This is a genomic window from Meridianimarinicoccus sp. MJW13 (assembly GCF_014901205.1).
Classification (GTDB): domain Bacteria; phylum Pseudomonadota; class Alphaproteobacteria; order Rhodobacterales; family Rhodobacteraceae; genus Meridianimarinicoccus.
Window position 1 is genome coordinate 345,005 of record NZ_JACNMU010000002.1, and the last position, 17,509, is coordinate 362,513.

Below are 17,509 nucleotides of genomic sequence, written 5' to 3' on the forward strand. Positions count from 1 at the left end.
CGGGACTAGAGCTTGGCAGGACGCAGCGACGGGTACGGCGATGAGTGACAGCAGTCTTGAAAATGCGCGGGCCCTGATTGCGGCCTTGCCCTACGCCCACGCGCTGGGGCTGGTGCTGACCGATTTCGGCGAAGGCTGGGCCGAGATGGAGATGCCGTATTCCGCCGATCTGGCGGGCGATCCGGCCACCGGGGTCATGCATGGCGGCACCGTGTCGGCCTTGCTGGACACCACCTGTGGCGCGGCGGTGATGAGCCATCCCGACACCGGGCCGACAACCGCGACGCTGGATCTGCGCATCGACTACATGCGGCCTGCGGTGCCGGGGCAGACCATTCGGGCGCGGGCCGATTGCGTGCGGGTGACCCGCTCTATCGCGTTTGTGCGCGCAACCACCCGGGATGAGCGTGACGATCCCATCGCCATGGCCACCGGCGCCTTCACGTCCTGAGCCGAGGAACCCCAGATGCCCGTTGATTTCCCGCGCCCCGAACCGGTCCAGATCGTCAAGCAACGCCGTGATGCGACGCTGAATGCATTGGTCGGGCGGGTGCCCTACATCCGCACCCTGGGCATCGTGTTCGAGCGTCGGGGCGACGAATTGACCGCGATTCTGCCGTTCAGTGAAAAGCTGATTGGCAACCCGATGCTGCCGGCCCTGCATGGCGGGGTCACCGCCGGATTTCTGGAAGTCGCCGCCGTGATCGAACTGACCTGGTCGATCATCTGGGACGATGTCGAAGCGGGCCGGGTCACACCCGAGGATCTGGCCGATCCAGAGGCGATCCGGATGCCCAAGACCGTGGATTTCACCATCGACTACCTGCGGTCCGGCCTGCCGCGCGATTCCTACGCGCGGGCGCGGGTCAACCGGATGGGGCGGCGCTATGCCAGTGTCCATGTGGAGGGCTGGCAGGACAATCGTGACCGCCTGTTCGCGCAGGCGACCGGGCATTTCGTGATGCAGGCGCCGCGCCGGAAGGGCTGAGATGACCCGAACGCCGGTCGAAATGGCCCCGCCGACCCATCGCCGGGTGCTGCGGATCGCCCTGCCCATCGTGCTGTCGAACGCCACGGTGCCGATCCTGGGATTGGTCGATACCGGCGTGGTCGGCCAGATGGGGGCGGCGGCCCCGATCGGCGCGGTGGGCATCGGCGCGGTCATCCTGACATCGATCTACTGGGTCTTCGGCTTTCTGCGCATGGGCACCGCCGGGTTGACCGCGCAGGCGCTGGGGGCGGACGACCGCGAGGAGGTCGTGGCGATCCTGTCGCGCGCCCTGTTGGTGGCGGCGCTTGGCGGCATCGGGCTGATCGCGCTGCAAGGACCGATGATGGCCGGCGCCTTTGCCCTGTCGCCGGCCTCGGCCGAGGTTGAAGACATGGCGCGTGGCTATATCGGCATCCGGGTCTGGTCGGCCCCGGCGGCGATAGCGCTGTATGGCGTTACCGGCTGGCTGATCGCGCAGGAACGCACCCGCGCGGTGCTGCTGCTGCAACTGTGGATGAACGGCTTGAACATGGGGCTGGACGTGCTGTTCGTTCTGTCCTTCGGCTGGGGCGTGAACGGCGTGGCCGTGGCCACTTTCATCGCGGAATGGAGCGGGCTGGCCCTGGGCCTCTGGATCTGCCGCGGGGCGCTGCTGGCCCCGGCGGCGCGGGCCTGGACGGCGGTGTTCGACCGGGCGCGGATGCTGCGCATGGCGACGCTGAACCGCGATATCCTGATCCGGTCGCTGTTGCTGGAAGCGATCTTCGTGTCGTTCCTGTTCTTCGCCGCCGATCTGGGCGACGCCACGCTGGCCGCCAACCAGGTGCTGCTGCAGTTCCTGCACATCACGGCCTACGCGCTGGACGGGTTCGCCTTTTCCGCCGAAGCGCTGGTGGGGCAGGCTATGGGCGCGCGGCAACGCCAGGTCCTGCGCCGCAGCGCGGTGTTGACCAGTTTCTGGGGCGGCATCGCGGGGCTGCTGCTGACCGTCGGTTTCGCCGTGGCGGGCGGTACGATCGTCGATCTGATGACCACTGCCGAGGATGTCCGGGTGCAAGCACGTGAATTTCTGCCGTGGATGATGGTGGTGCCCGTCTTCGGCGCGGCAGCCTGGATGCTGGACGGCATCTTCGTGGGGGCCACCAGATCGAAGGACATGCGCAACATGATGGTGGTTTCCGTGCTGGCTTACGGCGCGGCCTTGGCGGTGCTGATGCCGGCCTTTGGCAATCACGGGCTGTGGGCGGCGCTGATGGTCAGTTTCGTGGTGCGCGGGGTGACGCTGGGCCTGCGCTATCCGGCGCTGGAAGCGGAGGCCGCCTGAGATGCGCAGTTTCGTGGCCCTTGCCGTGCCGGGGTTCCAGTCGGATGCCCTGGAAAAGGTGCAACACATGCTGCCGTCCGGCCGCAAGGTGCCGCCCGAGAATTTCCATGTGACGCTGGCCTTCATGGACGATCAGCCGGTCGAAGTTCTGGACGACCTGCATCTGGAACTGGAACAGGTCCGGCAGGACGGTGTGGCGGTGGAAATCGCGGGGTTGAACACCCAGGGCGGCCCGGCGATTGCCTTTGCCGAGGTCACGCTGACCGACCCGTTGGTCGCATTGCAGGGGCAGGTGGCGCGCGCGGCGCGACGGGCAGGCATCACGCTGGAACGGCGGCGGTTTCGCCCGCATGTGACGCTGGCCCGTTACCGCAAGGAGATGCGCCCCGAGGATCTGGACAAGCTGGGCCGCGCCCTGCAGACCCACGCGCAGTTGCGCCTGCCAGCCTTTGAACCGCGCGCCTTCGGCCTGTATCGCTCGACCCTGACCTCCTCAGGGGCGGTCTATGACCTGATGGCCGAATATCCGCTGGCGCGCCTGCCGTTCTAGGCGTTCACAGCCAATCGTCGCGCCCGCTGCCCACGGCCTCGGCCACGGTGGCGAAACCGTCGCGTTCCAGCAGCGCGTCCAGCCCTTCGGCGACGCGGGTGGCCAGCGACAGCCCTTCGTAGACCAGCGCCGAATAGATCTGCACCGCCGACGCACCGGCGCGGATCTTTTCATAGGCCTGCTCGGGCGAGCCGATGCCGCCGACGCCGATCAGCGGCAGCTTGCCTTGGGTCAATTGCGACAGGCGGGCCAGAACGCGGGTGGATGTCTCGAACAGCGGCGCACCGGACAGGCCGCCTGCCTCCAGCCGGTCATGGCTTTGCAACGATGGCCGGGCCAGCGTGGTGTTGGTGGCGACGATCCCGTCGATGGCGCTGTCGTTGGCGACCTCGGCAATGTCGGCAATCTCGGCGTCGGTCAGGTCGGGCGCGATCTTCAGGAACACCGGGATCGGGCGCTTCATCTGGCCGCGCGCATCCATCACCCCGGTCAGCAACGCCCAAAGGGCGGCGCGTCCCTGAAGGTCGCGCAGGTTCTCGGTGTTGGGCGAGGACACGTTGACGGTCACGAAGTCCACATGCGGCCCGCAGGTTTCCAGCACCTTCACATAGTCCTGCGCGCGGTCGTCGCTGTCCTTGTTGGCGCCAAGGTTCAGTCCGACGATCGACGCGCCGGGACGGGTGGCCAGACGTGCGGCGATGGCCGCGGCACCGTCATTGTTGAATCCGAAGCGGTTGATGATGGCGCGGTCGCGCGCCAGCCGGAACAGGCGCGGGCGCGGGTTGCCCGGCTGCGGGCGCGGGGTGGCGCCGCCGACCTCCAGAAAACCGAACCCGCTGCGGGCCAGTGCATCCAGCGCCGTGGCGTTCTTGTCAAACCCGGCGGCCAGACCGACCGGGTTGGGCAGCGACAGCCCCGCCAACGTGGTGGCCAGCCGGGGCGAGGTCACCGGCCCGCTGCCCGGCACCAGCCCGGCATTCAGCGCCGCTATGGCCAGCCCATGCGCAGTTTCGGGGTTCATCTGGTGCAGGGCTTTCAGTCCAAGGCGCTCAAGCAAGCTCATGCGGGCAACTCCGGAAAGTCATGGCCATCGGCGGCCAGTGGCAGCGGGGCGGACCAGGTCACCTCGGCGCGGGCCAGCGCGCGGTACAGATGCGGGAACAGCGCCCCCCCGCGCGACGGTTCCCATTTCAGGTCCGGGCCAAGGGCCTCGGCGTTCACAGCGGCCAGAATCAGCCCTTCGGCACCGGCGAAATGCTTGGCCGCGGTTTCGGCCACCTGCGCGGCGGTCGAGAAATGGATGAAACCATCGGCAAGGTCCACCGGAGCGCCCAAGGTTTGCCCATCGGCGCAAAGTTTGGCCCATTCTTCGGCACGGAATATCTTGAAGATCATCATGGGGTTCATGTGCCGCGCACGGGGCGCCGGGTCAACCGCGCAAGGTGCTTTGTCCCTGAGGCAAAGCGTGCCAAGGTGGCCTTCTGAGATTCACAAGAAACGATACCGGAGGTTCTCATGAAACGCCTGTTTTGCCTGTCGGCGGGTGCCATGCTGGCGGCAGCATCGGCCCAGGCCGACTTCAACCTGACCATATTGCACACCAACGATTTCCACGCCCGTTTCGAGCCGATCAGCAAGTATGACAGCTCGTGCAGCACCGAGGACAATGCCGAGGGCAAGTGCTTTGGCGGCACCGCGCGGCTGGCCACGGCCATTGCGGCGGCGCGTGCGGCGGCAGAAAACTCGATCCTCGTGGATGGCGGCGACCAGTTTCAGGGCACGCTGTTCTACACTTACTACAAGGGTGAAGTCGCCGCCGAGATGATGAACAAGCTCGGCTACGACGCGATGACCGTGGGCAACCACGAATTCGACGACGGCCCCGAGACGCTGGCCGCATTCGTCGAACGGGTGGATTTCCCGGTGCTGATGTCGAACGCCGACTTTTCCGCCGAGGCGTTGCTGTCAGACAAGGTCATGTCCTCGACGGTTCTGGAGGTCGGCGGCGAGAAGATCGGCCTGATCGGTCTCACCCCGGTGGACAACCACGAGATCTCCTCGCCCGGTCCCAACATCACCTTTTCAGACCCGACCGAAGCCGTGCAGGCACAGGTCGACAAGCTGACCGCCGATGGCATCAACAAGATCGTGGTGTTGAGCCATTCGGGCTATGATGTGGATCTGCGGGTGGCCGAAGGCACCACCGGTGTCGATGTGATCGTCGGCGGCCATTCCAATACTTACCTGTCGAACACCTCTGACCGCGCAGAAGGCCCCTATCCCACCATGGTGGGCGAAACTGCCATCGTACAGGCCTATGCCTATGGCAAGTTCCTGGGCGCGCTGGACGTGACCTTCGACGACGCCGGTAACCTGGTGTCCGCTGCGGGCGAGCCGCTGATCATGGATGGCGAAGTGCCCGAGGTCGCGGAATACGTCGACCGGATCGCCATGCTGGCGGTGCCGCTGGATGACATCCGCAACAAGGTCGTGGCCGAGGCCGCAGAACCTATCGACGGGGAACGTTCTGTTTGCAGGACAAGCGAATGCGCCATGGGCAACCTGGTGGCCGACGCGATGCTGGCCCGGGTCAAGGATCAGGGCATTTCGATCGCCTATCAGAACGGCGGCGGCGTGCGGGCCTCGATCGACGGGGGCGAGATCACCATGGGCGAGGTCTATACGGTTCTGCCGTTCCAGAACACGTTGTCGACCTTCTTCGTTACCGGTGCCACCATCAAGGAAGCGCTGGAAAACGGCATGGCGCAGTTCGACGATCCTGAAAAGGATGGCCGGTTCCCGCAGGTCGCGGGCATGACTTTCGTCATCAACGCGGACGCCGCAACCGGAGAGCGCGTGACCGACATCATGGTGATCGAGGACGGCACCCCGACGCCGCTGGATCCGGCCAAGACCTATGGCGTGGTGTCCAACAACTTCGTGCGCAACGGCGGCGATGGCTATTCGATGTTCACGTCGGCCAGCGATGTCTATGACTTCGGGCCGGACCTGGCCGAGGTCATGGCCGAATTCCTGGCCACGAACTCGCCCTACCAGCCTTATACGGACGGTCGCATCAGCTACGCCAAGTAAGGCGTCGGCTCAGCAATCGGGGCTGCCGGTGATCTCGTACCGGCGGTCCCGCACCATCTTCAGAACACCGTTGGCGCCTTGCTGCATCTGATCGCGGCTGGCGCCATCGGGATTCATGGTGGCGCTGTTGGTCGCCATGTCCACGGCCGCGGCGGCCTTCGCGCTCTGGCCGGTCTCCGTATAGATCGCGGCCTGGGTGAACTGGCTGAACAGCTGCGTTTCGCCGCGCGGAGAGGTTGCCTCGCGCTGTGCCTGTGTCAGCGCCGTGTCGAAATTGCAGGCAGAGGCGGCTTCGATCGCCGCGGCATTGCCGGCACCAACCATGGTTGCAAGATTGTCATTGGCGGACGGGGCGCAGGCCGCAAGGCCAAGAGCCACGGCAGCAAGGGCAAGGTTACGCATCTGGGTCTCCGTATTGGGGCTGTTTCGCCCAGACGGCCCGCTGGGGCTGGCAAAGTCAAGAACTGGTCAGCACCGCACGGCGCGGCTAGGCTGCGCTCATGTGTGGACGTTTTGCCCTGACCCTGCCGGTCGAAGCCATGGCGCAGCTGTTCGCGGCCGCGCCGGGCAATGACCTGCCGCAGGGGCCGAATTACAACATCTGCCCGACCAATGATGTCGTCGCGGTTCTGGGCGGCGGCGATGCGGGCGGGCGGCGGCTGGCGGCCCTGCGCTGGGGCTTCCTGCCGCGCTGGTACAAGACCCCCGGCGACGGGCCGTTGCTGATCAATGCCCGCGCCGAGACCATTGCCGAGAAACCCGCCTTCCGCGATGCCTGCCGCCAGCGGCGCTGTCTGATCCCGGCCACCGGATTCTACGAATGGACCAAGGATGCCGACGGCGCGCGGTTGCCGTGGTACATCCATCGCGCCGATGCCGCCCCGGTGGTCTTTGCCGGGGTCTGGCAGGCGTGGGAGCCGAAAGACGGCGGTGCGGGCATGACCACCTGCGCCATTGTCACCTGTGCCGCCAATGACCGGCTGTCGGCCATCCATCACCGGATGCCGGTGGTGCTGGCGCCCGAGGACTGGGGCCTGTGGCTGGGCGAGGCGGGCCGTGGCGCCGCCCCCCTGATGCGCCCGGCGCCCGATGATGTCCTGACCTACCATCGCGTCGACACGGCGGTGAACTCCAACCGGGCGCGCGGCGAAGATCTGATCGCGCCCGTGGCGGTGTGACCGGCGGGGCTTGTGGCCCGCGGCGGAACGCGGGAAGAAAAGGCGCAGCACAGGAGGGGCGCATGGAGACAGCATTCACCGTGGCCATCGATGGCCCGGCGGCCTCGGGCAAGGGCACGATCTCGCGCGCGGTGGCGGCGCATTTCGGCTTTGCCTATCTGGATACCGGGCTGTTGTACCGGGCAACCGGGGCGAAGGTGGCCGAGGGCATGACGCCCGTGGCAGCGGCGCAAAGCCTGTCACCGCAGGATCTGCAGCGGGGCGATCTGCGCTCGGGCGCGGCGGGGATGGCGGCCAGCAAGGTGGCGGCGATCCCCGAGGTGCGCGCGGCGCTGGTGGCCTTTCAGCAAAGCTTTGCCCGGCGGCCCGGCGGCGCGGTTCTGGACGGGCGCGACATCGGCACCGTGATCTGCCCGGCGGCAGAGGTGAAGCTTTATGTCACCGCCTCGGATGAAACGCGGGCGCAGCGCCGGTTTGCCGAACTGTCCCCCTCCGATCCGGATCTGACGTTGGAACAGGTCTTGCAGGATCTGCGCGACCGCGATGCCCGCGACAGCGCCCGCGCCACGGCACCGCTGAAGCCGGCCGATGACGCGATGGTACTGGACACCTCGCACCTGAGCATCGACGAGGCCGTGGCGCAGGCCGTGGCGGCGGTAGAGGTCGGGATGTCCTGACCCAGGGTTAGGGATGCCTGACTTCAACGACATGGCCGGAGTGCGTTAACTATTGCGGGTCAGTTGAAGAAAGGGACCGTGATGGCCGATACATTCATTTTCCGCCCCCTGAACACCGTAGGAAACGATCTCGCCAAGATCCCGGATATTGCCGGTGAAAGCCAATTGGACGTGACCGCCGTCTGGGGCACCAATGGCGTCGCCCGCACGGCCCCCGTGGCAGACCCCGTCGATATCGACGCCGTCTGGGGCAGCGACGGCGCGTCGATCCTTGGCGGGCCGGGTCATGGCTTTGAAGATCCTTCGTTCGGCTAACGGCGCCCGCGACGTCACAAAGCTTGCATTGCAAGGCCAACGCGCCTAAATGGGCGCTGTCAAGCAGGCCGCAAGAGTCGCAGACCATGATCTGAGCAGGGTCGGGGAAACCTCCGGCCCTTGTTTGTTCTGGACTGCGGTGCGGTGGAAGACCAACCCCAAAGACCGGCGGAGACAACCGCTCGGCCAGAAACGAAGATAGAATAGGATCTCAGAGACCGTATGGCTCAGAACACATCGATGGAGGAATTCGAAGCCCTCCTGAACGAAAGCTTCGAAATCGACACCCCCCAGGAAGGGTCGGTTGTCAAAGGTCGTGTCATCGCAATCGAAGCGGGTCAGGCCATCATCGACGTCGGCTACAAGATGGAAGGCCGTGTCGAGCTGAAAGAATTCGCAAACCCTGGCGAAGCTCCGGAAATCGAAGTCGGCGACGAGGTGGAAGTCTACCTGCGCCAGGTCGAGAACGCCCGTGGCGAAGCCGTGCTGTCGCGCGAAATGGCGCGCCGTGAAGCCGCCTGGGATCGCCTTGAAAAGGCCTATGCCGACGAGAACCGCGTCGAAGGCGCGATCTTCGGCCGCGTCAAGGGTGGCTTCACCGTCGATCTTGGCGGTGCCGTGGCCTTCCTGCCCGGTTCGCAGGTTGACGTCCGCCCGGTGCGTGACGCTGGCCCGCTGATGGGTCTGAAGCAGCCGTTCCAGATACTGAAGATGGACCGCCGCCGTGGCAACATCGTTGTGTCGCGCCGTGCCATCCTGGAAGAAAGCCGCGCCGAACAGCGCGCCGAGGTCATCGGCAAGCTGAACGAAGGCGATGCGGTCGACGGCGTGGTCAAGAACATCACCGAATACGGGGCCTTCGTGGACCTGGGCGGTGTCGACGGCCTGCTGCACGTCACCGACATGGCATGGCGCCGTGTGAACCATCCTTCCGAGATCCTGTCGATCGGCGAAACCGTCAAGGTTCAGGTCATCAAGATCAACAAGGAAACCCACCGTATCAGCCTGGGCATGAAGCAGCTGCAGGAAGATCCGTGGGAGTCGGTTCAGGCCAAGTACCCGCTGGAAACCACCCACAAGGGCCGCGTCACCAACATCACCGACTACGGTGCGTTCGTGGAGCTGGAGCCGGGCGTCGAAGGTCTGGTGCACGTTTCCGAAATGTCCTGGACCAAGAAGAACGTCCATCCGGGCAAGATCGTGTCCACCTCGCAAGAGGTTGAGGTCATGGTCCTGGAAATCGATCCGGCCAAGCGCCGCGTGTCGCTGGGTCTGAAACAGACCATGCGCAACCCGTGGGAGCTGTTCGAAGAGAAGTACCCGGTCAACAGCGAAGTCGAAGGCGAAGTCAAGAACATCACCGAATTCGGTCTGTTCATTGGTCTCGACGACGACATCGACGGCATGGTGCACCTGTCGGATCTGACCTGGGAAGGTCGTGGCGAGGACGTGATCGGCAACTATCGCAAGGGCGATGTGGTGCAGGCCGTTGTCACCGAGATCGACACCGACAAAGAGCGTATCTCGCTCTCGATCAAGGCTCTGGGCGGCGATCCGTTTGCCGAGGCCGTGGCCGGCGTCAAGCGTGGCTCGATCATCACCGTCGAAGTGACCGCGATCGAAGATGGTGGCGTCGAAGTGTCCTACGAAGGCACCAAGTCGTTCATCCGTCGTTCGGACCTGTCGCGTGACCGGGCCGAGCAGCGCCCCGAGCGCTTCCAGGTTGGCGACAAGGTCGATGTCCGCGTCACCAACGTCGATCCCAAGACCCGCCGTCTGGGTCTGTCGATCAAGGCGCGCGAGATCGCCGAAGAGAAAGAGGCCGTGCAGCAGTATGGTTCCTCGGACTCGGGTGCATCGCTGGGCGATATCCTTGGTGCGGCGCTGAAGGGCGACGAATAATCCCATTCGGGACTGACGATTTGAAGGCGCGTCCGGGCAACCGGGCGCGCCTTTTCGATTCGCCCTGCGCGGTCGGGCCGGGGGTCCGGGCAGCGGGCCGGGGCCGGGAATCTGCCTGAAACCCGCGACTAGGCCCGGAATGGTGGCCCAGAATCCGCCCGCAAAGTGGGAAAACCGCTTCTCAAACCGGGGGCTCGCCCTGTAGAGTGCACGCAAGCCTCTGAGAAAAAAGAGGGATAGCCAACAGGGGACGCACCATGATCCGCTCGGAACTGATTCAGAAACTCGCGGATGAAAATCCGCATCTGTACCAGCGCGACGTCGAACGCATCGTGAATACCATCTTCGAAGAGATCATCGAGGCGATGGCCCGTGGCGACCGCGTTGAACTGCGCGGATTTGGGGCCTTTTCCGTCAAGAAGCGAGACGCGAGAGTGGGCCGCAACCCCCGCACCGGTGAATCGGTCGAGGTGGAAGAAAAACACGTACCGTTCTTCAAGACCGGAAAACTGCTGCGCGACCGGCTGAACGGGAAATAACGGAGATCCCATGCGGACCATCAAGTATCTGTTCCTGGCCATTGTGGCGGTGCTGCTGATCACCATCGGCTTTGCCAACCGTCAAACGGTGATCCTGACACTGCTGCCCGACGACCTGGTGCCCTTCCTGAAGTTCAACTACGCTGTGTCGCTGCCGCTGTATGTGGTCGTGCTGGGCGCGATCGGTGTCGGGCTGCTGCTGGGCTTCATCTGGGAGTGGATCCGCGAATCCAAGCATCGTTCGGAAGCCGTGCATCAGCGCCGCGAAAAGGCCGTTCTCGCCAAGGAAGTCGAGAAGATGAAGGCTGACCGCAACGAAGGCCAGGACGACGTGCTGGCGCTGTTGGACGACAACAAGGCCGCCTGATCCCATGCCGGATGATATTCGGGTCAAGATCTGCGGGCTGACCCGTGAACAGGATATGGAGGCGGCTGTTTCGGCAGGCGCCTCTTTCGTTGGGCTGGTGTTCTTCCCCAAGTCCCCCCGTCATGTTCAGATCGACACCGCGCGCAAGCTGGCCCTGACGGTGCCGCCGGGGGTGGCCAAGGTGGCGCTGACGGTGAATGCCGAAGACGCGCTGCTGGACGCCATTCTGGACGAGGTGCCGCTGGATATCCTGCAATTGCACGGATCGGAAAGCCCTGAACGGGTGGCAGCCCTGCGGTCGCGCAGCGGTCTGCCGGTGATGAAGGCCGTGGGCGTGGCCGAGGCCGCGGATCTGGCCGCGCTCGACACCTATGGCCGGGTTGCCGACATGCTGCTGGTGGATGCCAAGCCGCCGAAAGGGGCGGCCCTTCCGGGTGGCAACGGGCTGGCCTTCGACTGGCGCCTGCTGACCGGGCGGCGCTGGCCGGTGCCGTGGATGCTGGCAGGCGGGCTGCAGGCCGACAACGTGGCCGAGGCGATCCGCCTGACCGGCGCGCCGATGGTCGATGTCTCCTCGGGCGTCGAATCCGCGCCCGGTCTGAAGGATGCCGCCCGCATCGCCGCCTTCGTGCAGGCCGCGCAGTCGTGACCCTGCGGTTTCGTCCCGCGCGCCGCGAGGACGTACCGGCGGTGGTGGCCCTGTTGCACGATGACATGCTGGGCGAGGGGCGCGAGCATCTGGACGATCTTGCGCCCTATGTTGCCGCCTTTGACGCCATGACGGCCGAGACCGGCAACCAGTTGTTTGTCGGGGAGTTTTCGGGACAGGTCGTGGCCACCTATCAGTTGATCTTCATCTCGGGTCTGTCGCACGCCGGCACCCGCCGGGCCGAGATCGAGGCAGTGCGGGTCGCGGCCCACCTGCGGGGTCAGGGATGGGGTGCGGAGCTGATCGGCGATGCCGAATCCCGGGCACGCGCGGCGGGCTGCGGGGTGATGCAACTGACCACCAACAAGGCCCGCACACGTGCCCACGCCTTTTATCGCAGGCTCGGCTACACCCCCAGCCACGAAGGCTTCAAGAAGGTGCTGGCATGACCGGCCCGACGTCGTAGCATTCCAGCACGACGCCGCTGTCATAGGTCGTGCCCCCGGTTCGGGTCAGCGCCACTGGTGTCGATACCCCGGCAAACAGCGGGATGCCCGCGCCGATCAGCACCGGGGCGCGTTTCACGATCAGCCGGTCGATCAGCCCCGCCGTCAGAAGCTGCCCGGCCAAATGCCCGCCGCCACACAGATAAATCGGCCCGTCGGCCCCGGCCTTCAAGGCGCGCGTTCGCCGTTCCAGGCCGTCGCGCCACATCGTGACCTCGGCCCCGGCAGGCAGCTTCAACGAGCGGCTGACAAGGATGCTGGTCATGTTTGGATAGGGATTGGCCCCCGGCGTCAGTCCGAACCGGTAGCCGAAGGTGTAGGTGTGCGTGCCCATCAGGGCGACGCGATAGCCGGCCAGACGATCCAGATAGGCGGCCACATGGGCGCCTTCGCCGGGGAACATATGGGCACGGCCCTGGGTGTCGGCGATGAAGCCGTCGGCCGAAACGGCCACGTCATAGATGATCGGGTGCATGGGAGGCTCCTGCATTCTGTCTTCTGTCCGCCGCGACTGCGGCTGGTTGGGCGGAAGGGTCAGAGGATCACTGGCAGGGCACTCCTGTTTTTGTTGACCATACTCTAGCAGAGCTTGGCGGCACGCGCTACTTTTCGCGGTGGAAATTGCCGTCCGCCGCGCGTATGCACAGCCGATACGGCGCGTAACCAGCAGGAGCCCCCATGCCCGATGATCTGATCAACAGCTTCATGACCGGCCCGGACGAGAAAGGCCGCTTTGGCGATTTCGGCGGGCGCTTCGTGTCGGAAACCCTGATGCCGCTGATCCTTGAGCTGGAAGCCCAGTACGAGCACGCCAAGACCGACGACAGCTTCTGGGACGAGATGAACGATCTGTGGACCAACTATGTCGGCCGTCCCAGCCCGCTGTATTTCGCGCCGCGCCTGACCGAGCATTGCGGCGGCGCCAAGATCTACCTGAAGCGGGACGAACTGAACCACACCGGCGCCCACAAGATCAACAACGTGCTGGGCCAGATCCTGCTGGCCCGTCGCATGGGCAAGACCCGGATCATCGCCGAAACCGGCGCTGGGCAGCACGGCGTGGCCACCGCCACCGTCTGTGCCAAGTTCGGCCTGAAATGCGTGGTCTACATGGGCGCCCATGATGTGGAACGGCAGATGCCCAACGTCTTCCGCATGAAACTGCTGGGGGCCGAGGTTGTTCCCGTGACCAGCGGCCGTGGCACCCTGAAGGACGCGATGAACGACGCGCTACGCGACTGGGTGACCAACGTCAACGACACCTTCTATTGCATCGGTACCGTGGCTGGCCCGCATCCCTATCCGGCAATGGTGCGCGACTTCCAGGCGATCATCGGCAAGGAAGCCAAGCAGCAGATGCTGGAGGCCGAGGGACGCCTGCCCGACACGGTGATCGCGGCCATCGGTGGCGGCTCGAACGCCATGGGGCTGTTCTTTCCGTTCCTCGACGACAAGGAAGTCAACGTCATCGGCGTCGAAGCGGGCGGCAAGGGCGTGAACCTGAAGATGGAACATTGCGCCTCGCTGACCGGCGGGCGGCCCGGCGTGCTGCATGGCAACCGCACCTATCTGTTGCAGGACGACGACGGGCAGATCCTTGAGGGGCATTCGATCTCGGCGGGTCTCGACTATCCCGGCATCGGTCCCGAACACGCCTGGCTGCACGAGATCGGCCGCGCGCAATATGTTTCGATCACCGATACCGAGGCGCTGGCGGCCTTCCAGGTCTGCTGCCAGACCGAAGGCATCATCCCGGCGCTGGAGCCCAGCCACGCGCTGGCGCATGTGCTGAAAATCGCACCGGAACTTCCCAAGGATCACATCATCTGCATGAACATGTGCGGGCGCGGCGACAAGGACATCTTCACCGTCGCCAAGGCGCTTGGGGTCGATATGAATACCGCCAGCGGCTAGGCGCGGGGCGGGTCCGGCGGACGCCATTGCCCGGCGGCCCCGCGTACGGCGCATCTTGCGGTCCGGTCTTCATCCACGTCGCCGCCCACCCGAGGGACGTCGGCTGCACGCCGGACGCTCAGTGTTCGGCGAGCGCGTGCGCCTCCAGCACCTCAAGCGGCACGACTTCCAGCGCGCGTTCGTGGGTGGCGGTCAGGTTGACCTTGGGGGCGCAGCCTTCGTCATGGGCCTGCAGGAAGCGGCCCGCGCACAGGCACCAGCGGTCACCGGGCTTCAGCCCGACGAAGTCGAATTCGGGGCGCGGGGTGCTCAGGTCGTTGCCGACATACTTCGAAAAGGCGAGGAATTCTGCCGTCATCACCGCACAGACCGTGTGGTTTCCGTGATCGGTGTCACATGTGTCGCAACTGCCATTGCGGAAATATCCGGTCAGCGGCGCGGTTGAACAGCTGTCAAGCGCGGTCCCGAGGACGTTGCGGGAAGGGGAACGTTCCAAGAATGCCTCCGTTTCTAGAATGACGGAAGCCTAGCCAAATGTCCGGCACCGGCAAAGCCTGAAAACATGCACGTGGCGAGGGTATTTCTGGCCTAGCGAAACCGGTCGCGCAGCTTCTGCAAGGGGTTGCGGGTGTCTTCACTGGCCACGGGGGCCTCGGCGGTGGCAGCGGGCTTGTCCGGTGCGGCGCGTGGCTTGGGCTGAGTGGTGGAAGAGCGCGGCGGCGCCACCCGCAGGGCGACCGCGTTCATGAACCGCCCGGTGTCGCCCTCGGCCAGCGACACCGCCCCGTCCGAAATGCCGCGCAACAGGTCGTCCAGCCAGTCCTGATCGACCTTGGCGAAATCCGACAGAACATAGCCCGCGACGCGATCCTTGTGGCCAGGGTGGCCGATGCCCAGCCGCACCCGCCCGTAGGCCTCGCCGATATGGGCATGCAGCGACCGCAGCCCGTTGTGGCCCGCATGGCCACCCCCGGTCTTGACGCGCGCCTTTCCGGGGGCGAGGTCCAGCTCGTCATGAAAGACCACCACATCCGCCGGTTCCAGCTTGTAGAACCGCATCGCCTCGCCCACCGACTGTCCTGATCGGTTCATGAAGGTCTCGGGTTTCAGCAGCAGCACCTTTTCGCGGCCCAGGCGGCCTTCGGACAACTGGCCCTGGAACTTGGCGCGGAAGGGGGCAAACCCGTGATCCTCGGCGATCCGATCCAGCGCCATGAAGCCGATGTTGTGCCGGTTCTGGGCGTATTTCCCGCCCGGATTGCCCAATCCCACGAAAAGCTTCACGGCCTGCTCCTGTCCTGTCCGGCATTGACGATGGCCCCGTTCTGCCGTGAATTGGCGCCAAAGGCCAGCCATCCGGCGCACGGCCATTGCAGGAGACCCCGATGTATCTGACCATGAACCGCTTCAAGGTGAAACCCGGACAGGAAGAGGCCTTCGAACGCGTCTGGAAGAGCCGTGACAGCCATCTGAAGGCGGTGCCGGGGTTCGTGGCCTTCCACCTGCTGAAAGGCCCGCAGACGGCCGACCATGTGCTCTATGCCTCGCACACGGCGTGGGACAGCGAAGCGGCCTTCCGCGACTGGACCCGGTCCGAGGCCTTTCGCAAGGCCCATGCCAACGCGGGCGGCAACGCCGATCTGTACCAGGGCGCGCCGGAACTGGAAGTGTTTGAAACCGTGCAGGCCCTGACCTGAGCCAGCACCCCTGGGACGAAACCGCCCCGCAACCGGTAACGGCACGGGGCGTGTCTGTGTCCGAGCAGGCTGGTCTACAGGCCGCCGCCCAGGATGTGGTCGGACTTGTGGATCTCGTGCCCGGCGCGGCCGACGATCAACGGATCGGGATCCCGTACGATCTTGCGATCCTTGTCCGGGTAGTCCAACGACGCCAGGAAGTGCCGCATGCAGTTCAGGCGGGCGCGTTTCTTGTCGTCGGACTTGATGACGGTCCAGGGCGCATCGGCGGTGTCGGTGTAGAAGAACATCGCCTCTTTCGCCTCGGTGTAGTCGTCCCACTTGTCCAGGCTCGCCTTGTCGATCGGGCTCAGCTTCCAGCGCTTCAGCGGATCGGTCGCGCGGCTTTCGAAGCGGCGGCGCTGTTCGGCGCGGGTGACCGAGAACCAGAACTTGTAAAGCTGAACGCCCGAGCGGGTCAGCATCCGTTCGAATTCCGGGGTCTGGCGCATGAATTCCAGGTACTCGCCCGGCTCGCAGAACCCCATGACCCGTTCCACCCCGGCGCGGTTGTACCACGACCGGTCATACAGAACGATCTCGCCCGAGGTCGGCAGATGCTCGACATAACGCTGATAGTACCACTGGCCGCGCTCGGCATCGGTGGGCTTGTTCAGGGCGACCACGCGCGCCTGGCGCGGGTTGAGATGCTCGGTGAACCGCTTGATGGTGCCGCCCTTGCCGGCGGCATCACGGCCTTCGAACAGCAGCACGAACTTCTGCCCGGTCTCCTGCGCCCACAACTGCACCTTCAGTAGCTCGGCCTGAAGCTTGGCCTTCTGCCGCTCATAGGTGCGGCGGGTCATCTTGCGGTCGTAGGGGTATTCGCTTGAGGAATCGAAATCCGACGCGGGCTTTTCTTCGGCCACTGGGGCCGCGTCCTGGGCCGGTGTGCTTTCGGGGGCCGCTTCAGAGGTTTCCGGTTCCACCACTTGCAGGTTCGTGGGTTTGGTTTCGGTCATGGTCACCTCCGTAATTTCAATTCCCCCCGGACCTAACACCCTGTTCCAAAAACGTCCTTGATCTGTCGCAAAACGTCATCTGAAATATGCCAAAAAAAATGCGCGGCCCCGAAGGGCCGCGCATCAATACCATGTCGAAGGGTCCGAGGATTACTCTTCGGCGGCCTCTTCTTCGACGGGTGCTTCTTCATCCACTTCGTCTTCGTCGTCGCTGCTGCCCAGACCGGCCGGAGCGGCAAGGTTGGCCACAACGAAGTCACGGTCGATGGTCGGCTTGGCGCCGGCCGGCACGTCGATGGACGAGATGGTAATGGTGTCACCGATCACGGTTCCGGTCAGATCGACAACCAGCTTCTCGGGGATGTCGCCCGCGGTCACGATCAGTTCGACTTCCGGACGCACCACGTTCAGCATGCCACCCTTCTTCAGGGCGGGGCTTTCTTCGTGGTTGATGAATTCAACCGGAATGAACAGGTTGATCTTCGAGTTCCGGTGCAGACGCATGAAGTCCACGTGGGTCGGCAGGTCCTTGACGACGTCGCGCTGCACGTTCCGGCAGATCACCCGCACGTCATCGTGGCCGTCGACCTTCATGTTGAACAGGGTCGACAGGAAGCGGCCTTGCTTGAGGCTCTTCAGCAGCACGTTGAAGGGGATGTTGATTGCCAGCGGATCGGATTCGCCGCCATAGACAATGCCAGGTACCTTGCCATCACGGCGTGCTTGACGAGCGGCCCCCTTGCCCGTCCCCGTCCGTACCTCGGCGTAAAGATCTGGGATCTTTCCAGCCATGAGAATTCTCCTAA

23 protein-coding genes are annotated in these 17,509 nt (G+C 64.9%); 15 read left to right on the top strand and 8 right to left on the bottom strand.

The window, feature by feature from the left end:
• Positions 1 to 40: 40 nt before the first annotated feature.
• The 4 genes from H8B03_RS04655 to thpR are packed head-to-tail and all read left to right on the top strand — an operon-like array spanning position 41 to position 2,865.
• Positions 41 to 451, top strand: a complete 411-nt coding sequence (locus H8B03_RS04655; protein WP_193140566.1) for a PaaI family thioesterase — start codon at positions 41 to 43, stop codon at positions 449 to 451.
• Between the two features lie 15 nt (positions 452 to 466).
• A complete protein-coding gene (locus H8B03_RS04660; protein ID WP_193140567.1) occupies positions 467 to 988 on the top strand; it encodes a PaaI family thioesterase in 522 nt (173 codons plus the stop codon).
• Position 989: 1 nt separating this feature from the next.
• A complete protein-coding gene (locus H8B03_RS04665; RefSeq protein WP_226925693.1) occupies positions 990 to 2,315 on the top strand; it encodes an MATE family efflux transporter in 1,326 nt (441 codons plus the stop codon).
• A gap of 1 nt (position 2,316) precedes the next feature.
• Positions 2,317 to 2,865, top strand: a complete 549-nt coding sequence (thpR, locus tag H8B03_RS04670) for an RNA 2',3'-cyclic phosphodiesterase (protein ID WP_193140568.1) — start codon at positions 2,317 to 2,319, stop codon at positions 2,863 to 2,865.
• Between the two features lie 4 nt (positions 2,866 to 2,869).
• On the opposite strand, the gene H8B03_RS04675 is transcribed toward thpR, so the two are convergent.
• Both H8B03_RS04675 and H8B03_RS04680 read right to left on the bottom strand, forming a co-directional pair.
• Positions 2,870 to 3,928, bottom strand: a complete 1,059-nt coding sequence (locus H8B03_RS04675; RefSeq protein WP_193140569.1) for a quinone-dependent dihydroorotate dehydrogenase — start codon at positions 3,926 to 3,928, stop codon at positions 2,870 to 2,872.
• Positions 3,925 to 4,263, bottom strand: coding sequence for a DUF952 domain-containing protein (locus H8B03_RS04680; RefSeq protein WP_193140570.1), 339 nt, complete (start codon positions 4,261 to 4,263; stop codon positions 3,925 to 3,927). The genes H8B03_RS04675 and H8B03_RS04680 overlap by 4 nt, the downstream gene beginning before the upstream one ends.
• Before the next feature lie 117 nt (positions 4,264 to 4,380).
• Here H8B03_RS04680 and H8B03_RS04685 point away from each other — a divergent pair, with 117 nt between their 5' ends.
• The gene (locus H8B03_RS04685) at positions 4,381 to 5,958 is read left to right on the top strand and encodes a bifunctional UDP-sugar hydrolase/5'-nucleotidase (RefSeq protein WP_193140571.1); all 1,578 of its coding nucleotides are present in this window, start codon (positions 4,381 to 4,383) and stop codon (positions 5,956 to 5,958) included.
• A 9-nt stretch (positions 5,959 to 5,967) separates the two neighbouring features.
• Here the strand turns inward: H8B03_RS04685 and H8B03_RS04690 are convergent, their stop codons facing one another.
• Positions 5,968 to 6,360 (bottom strand): hypothetical protein, encoded by a 393-nt coding sequence (locus H8B03_RS04690; protein WP_193140572.1) that lies wholly within the window; start codon positions 6,358 to 6,360, stop codon positions 5,968 to 5,970.
• Between the two features lie 98 nt (positions 6,361 to 6,458).
• Here H8B03_RS04690 and H8B03_RS04695 point away from each other — a divergent pair, with 98 nt between their 5' ends.
• The 8 genes from H8B03_RS04695 to H8B03_RS04730 all read left to right on the top strand — a co-directional run bounded on the left by H8B03_RS04695 (position 6,459) and on the right by H8B03_RS04730 (position 12,034).
• Positions 6,459 to 7,136, top strand: coding sequence for an SOS response-associated peptidase (locus tag H8B03_RS04695; protein ID WP_193140573.1), 678 nt, complete (start codon positions 6,459 to 6,461; stop codon positions 7,134 to 7,136).
• Positions 7,137 to 7,198: 62 nt separating this feature from the next.
• Complete coding sequence (locus H8B03_RS04700; RefSeq protein ID WP_193140574.1) at positions 7,199 to 7,813, top strand: d(CMP) kinase; 615 nt, start codon at positions 7,199 to 7,201, stop codon at positions 7,811 to 7,813.
• Positions 7,814 to 7,894: 81 nt separating this feature from the next.
• Positions 7,895 to 8,128 (top strand): hypothetical protein, encoded by a 234-nt coding sequence (locus H8B03_RS04705; RefSeq protein WP_193140575.1) that lies wholly within the window; start codon positions 7,895 to 7,897, stop codon positions 8,126 to 8,128.
• Positions 8,129 to 8,350: 222 nt separating this feature from the next.
• Positions 8,351 to 10,030 carry a 30S ribosomal protein S1 gene (gene rpsA, locus H8B03_RS04710; protein WP_193140576.1) on the top strand — a complete coding sequence of 560 codons (1,680 nt, stop codon included), beginning with the start codon at positions 8,351 to 8,353 and terminating at the stop codon, positions 10,028 to 10,030.
• 257 nt (positions 10,031 to 10,287) lie between these two features.
• On the top strand, positions 10,288 to 10,569 hold the full coding sequence (gene ihfB, locus H8B03_RS04715) for an integration host factor subunit beta (RefSeq protein ID WP_193140577.1): 282 nt from the start codon (positions 10,288 to 10,290) through the stop codon (positions 10,567 to 10,569).
• Between the two features lie 10 nt (positions 10,570 to 10,579).
• Positions 10,580 to 10,936: a LapA family protein gene (locus H8B03_RS04720; RefSeq protein ID WP_193140578.1), complete on the top strand. Its 357-nt coding sequence runs from the start codon at positions 10,580 to 10,582 to the stop codon at positions 10,934 to 10,936.
• Between the two features lie 4 nt (positions 10,937 to 10,940).
• Entirely contained in the window at positions 10,941 to 11,585 is a 645-nt protein-coding gene (locus tag H8B03_RS04725) for a phosphoribosylanthranilate isomerase (protein WP_193140579.1), read from the top strand.
• On the top strand, positions 11,582 to 12,034 hold the full coding sequence (locus H8B03_RS04730; protein ID WP_319022432.1) for a GNAT family N-acetyltransferase: 453 nt from the start codon (positions 11,582 to 11,584) through the stop codon (positions 12,032 to 12,034). The genes H8B03_RS04725 and H8B03_RS04730 overlap by 4 nt, the downstream gene beginning before the upstream one ends.
• Here the strand turns inward: H8B03_RS04730 and H8B03_RS04735 are convergent.
• Positions 12,015 to 12,566, bottom strand: coding sequence for a dihydrofolate reductase family protein (locus H8B03_RS04735; protein WP_193140580.1), 552 nt, complete (start codon positions 12,564 to 12,566; stop codon positions 12,015 to 12,017). The two genes, H8B03_RS04730 and H8B03_RS04735, sit on opposite strands and share 20 nt — an antisense overlap.
• A 203-nt stretch (positions 12,567 to 12,769) precedes the next feature.
• Between H8B03_RS04735 and trpB the strand changes: the two genes are divergently transcribed.
• Positions 12,770 to 14,005 carry a tryptophan synthase subunit beta gene (trpB, locus tag H8B03_RS04740; RefSeq protein ID WP_193140581.1) on the top strand — a complete coding sequence of 412 codons (1,236 nt, stop codon included), beginning with the start codon at positions 12,770 to 12,772 and terminating at the stop codon, positions 14,003 to 14,005.
• Between the two features lie 118 nt (positions 14,006 to 14,123).
• Here trpB and H8B03_RS04745 read toward each other — a convergent pair whose 3' ends face one another.
• Positions 14,124 to 14,501, bottom strand: a complete 378-nt coding sequence (locus tag H8B03_RS04745; protein WP_193140582.1) for a DUF2237 family protein — start codon at positions 14,499 to 14,501, stop codon at positions 14,124 to 14,126.
• Positions 14,502 to 14,593: 92 nt separating this feature from the next.
• Positions 14,594 to 15,289, bottom strand: coding sequence for an aminoacyl-tRNA hydrolase (pth, locus tag H8B03_RS04750; protein ID WP_193140583.1), 696 nt, complete (start codon positions 15,287 to 15,289; stop codon positions 14,594 to 14,596).
• Positions 15,290 to 15,390: 101 nt separating this feature from the next.
• Here pth and H8B03_RS04755 point away from each other — a divergent pair, with 101 nt between their 5' ends.
• Positions 15,391 to 15,702: an antibiotic biosynthesis monooxygenase gene (locus tag H8B03_RS04755; protein WP_193140584.1), complete on the top strand. Its 312-nt coding sequence runs from the start codon at positions 15,391 to 15,393 to the stop codon at positions 15,700 to 15,702.
• A 74-nt stretch (positions 15,703 to 15,776) separates the two neighbouring features.
• On the opposite strand, the gene ppk2 is transcribed toward H8B03_RS04755, so the two are convergent.
• Positions 15,777 to 16,703, bottom strand: coding sequence for a polyphosphate kinase 2 (gene ppk2 / locus H8B03_RS04760; protein ID WP_193140585.1), 927 nt, complete (start codon positions 16,701 to 16,703; stop codon positions 15,777 to 15,779).
• Between the two features lie 150 nt (positions 16,704 to 16,853).
• Positions 16,854 to 17,495, bottom strand: coding sequence for a 50S ribosomal protein L25/general stress protein Ctc (locus tag H8B03_RS04765; protein WP_193140586.1), 642 nt, complete (start codon positions 17,493 to 17,495; stop codon positions 16,854 to 16,856).
• Positions 17,496 to 17,509 lie beyond the last annotated feature (14 nt).

Coding starts and splice junctions, on each gene's coding strand:
- H8B03_RS04720 (WP_193140578.1), top strand. CDS start 10,580: ATGCGGACCATCAAGTATCTGTTCCTGGCCATTGTGGCGGTGCTGCTG.
- H8B03_RS04695 (WP_193140573.1), top strand. CDS start 6,459: ATGTGTGGACGTTTTGCCCTGACCCTGCCGGTCGAAGCCATGGCGCAG.
- H8B03_RS04725 (WP_193140579.1), top strand. CDS start 10,941: ATGCCGGATGATATTCGGGTCAAGATCTGCGGGCTGACCCGTGAACAG.
- ppk2 (WP_193140585.1), bottom strand. CDS start 16,703: ATGACCGAAACCAAACCCACGAACCTGCAAGTGGTGGAACCGGAAACC.
- H8B03_RS04660 (WP_193140567.1), top strand. CDS start 467: ATGCCCGTTGATTTCCCGCGCCCCGAACCGGTCCAGATCGTCAAGCAA.
- rpsA (WP_193140576.1), top strand. CDS start 8,351: ATGGCTCAGAACACATCGATGGAGGAATTCGAAGCCCTCCTGAACGAA.
- H8B03_RS04755 (WP_193140584.1), top strand. CDS start 15,391: ATGTATCTGACCATGAACCGCTTCAAGGTGAAACCCGGACAGGAAGAG.
- H8B03_RS04665 (WP_226925693.1), top strand. CDS start 990: ATGACCCGAACGCCGGTCGAAATGGCCCCGCCGACCCATCGCCGGGTG.
- H8B03_RS04685 (WP_193140571.1), top strand. CDS start 4,381: ATGAAACGCCTGTTTTGCCTGTCGGCGGGTGCCATGCTGGCGGCAGCA.
- ihfB (WP_193140577.1), top strand. CDS start 10,288: ATGATCCGCTCGGAACTGATTCAGAAACTCGCGGATGAAAATCCGCAT.
- H8B03_RS04680 (WP_193140570.1), bottom strand. CDS start 4,263: ATGATGATCTTCAAGATATTCCGTGCCGAAGAATGGGCCAAACTTTGC.
- H8B03_RS04690 (WP_193140572.1), bottom strand. CDS start 6,360: ATGCGTAACCTTGCCCTTGCTGCCGTGGCTCTTGGCCTTGCGGCCTGC.
- H8B03_RS04765 (WP_193140586.1), bottom strand. CDS start 17,495: ATGGCTGGAAAGATCCCAGATCTTTACGCCGAGGTACGGACGGGGACG.
- trpB (WP_193140581.1), top strand. CDS start 12,770: ATGCCCGATGATCTGATCAACAGCTTCATGACCGGCCCGGACGAGAAA.
- H8B03_RS04705 (WP_193140575.1), top strand. CDS start 7,895: ATGGCCGATACATTCATTTTCCGCCCCCTGAACACCGTAGGAAACGAT.
- thpR (WP_193140568.1), top strand. CDS start 2,317: ATGCGCAGTTTCGTGGCCCTTGCCGTGCCGGGGTTCCAGTCGGATGCC.
- H8B03_RS04700 (WP_193140574.1), top strand. CDS start 7,199: ATGGAGACAGCATTCACCGTGGCCATCGATGGCCCGGCGGCCTCGGGC.
- H8B03_RS04735 (WP_193140580.1), bottom strand. CDS start 12,566: ATGCACCCGATCATCTATGACGTGGCCGTTTCGGCCGACGGCTTCATC.
- H8B03_RS04655 (WP_193140566.1), top strand. CDS start 41: ATGAGTGACAGCAGTCTTGAAAATGCGCGGGCCCTGATTGCGGCCTTG.
- H8B03_RS04675 (WP_193140569.1), bottom strand. CDS start 3,928: ATGAGCTTGCTTGAGCGCCTTGGACTGAAAGCCCTGCACCAGATGAAC.